The sequence below is a fragment of the Endozoicomonas sp. ALC013 genome (assembly GCF_049310205.1).
Taxonomy (GTDB): Bacteria; Pseudomonadota; Gammaproteobacteria; order Pseudomonadales; family Endozoicomonadaceae; genus Endozoicomonas.
In genome coordinates this window covers 1-1,097 of record NZ_JBLYNS010000405.1, presented here as the reverse complement: position 1 = coordinate 1,097, position 1,097 = coordinate 1, and the positions used below count along the sequence as shown (strand labels likewise).

Genomic DNA, 1,097 nt, shown 5'->3' with positions numbered 1-1,097 from the left:
CTACAACGATGCTGAAGCGATTACAGAAGCAGCTTCACGGCCCAGTATGCGTTTTGTACCTGTTAAGACGTCAGAGCAGCAGGCCTGGCAACTTCTGCACCGCTATCGTCAACAAGCAGTTGATCAGAGGACTGCCCTGGTTAACCAGATCCGGGGTTCGCTATTGGAAGAAGGTATTGTGGTTGCCCAGGGTATCGGTAAAGTTCGTGCCCAACTTCCACGTATTCTGGAAGATGCTGAAAATGGACTCCATTCACTGACCCGTGAGCTGTTGCATGGTTTATCAGAAGAGTTGGTCAGACTTGACCAGCGTATTCAACAGTATGACCAGAAAATTCAGGAACTGGCTTGTAATGACAACATTTGTCGTAGATTAATGACCATGCCGGGTATCGGAGCCATTATTGCCACGGCATTGAGAGCCGCCATTGGTGATGCAACTTATTTTCACTCTGGTCGACACCTTGCCGCATGGATGGGATTAGTTCCAAGACAGCACTCCACGGGTGGTAAGTCGGTCTTGCTGGGGATCAGTAAACGGGGTGATAAATACTTGCGCACATTACTGATACACGGCGCACGTTCGGTACTCCACTGCCTGAAAAATCAGGATGACCGTTGTAAAAAGTGGGTTAGCCAGCTTAATGAGCGTAGTAACCACAACGTTGCCACCGTTGGACTGGCCAATAAAATGGCTCGGATTGTATGGGTCATCATGACTCGCAATGAAGTTTACAAGGCTGCATGATGAAGTAAAGGCGTCAGCAGCAAAGTAAAGCATAAGTTTAGTCAAAGGAGAAACACCCGCAGATTGCGATGAGCATGTACAGTTGATGGCGAACAGGTAAAAACCAGCAACCTGAAACCTGATAGGAGACTTGGCCCTTGAGGCCGTCGGACTGATAAGGCCAGGTTGCGCGGATACCCATCAGGGCCAGAGGGTTAGACCTCGTTAATAGGCCGTATATATGATTGCAGTTATCTTTGTTTGCAAATTAACAAAACAGGCTCTTGCAAAACGGGGCGGACCATATAAGCCTCCTAGCTTGTTTGTCAAATATAAGGGTGTCCTATTTTCTATTTGAAAAACAAACAAC

General features: G+C 47.5%; 1 protein-coding gene. It reads left to right on the top strand.

What is annotated here, in order from left to right:
- Positions 1-748: IS110 family transposase (locus ACO6V1_RS24150; RefSeq protein ID WP_422469172.1), on the top strand; the 748-nt coding region annotated here is incomplete at its 5' end.
- Positions 749-1,097: the final 349 nt, after the last annotated feature.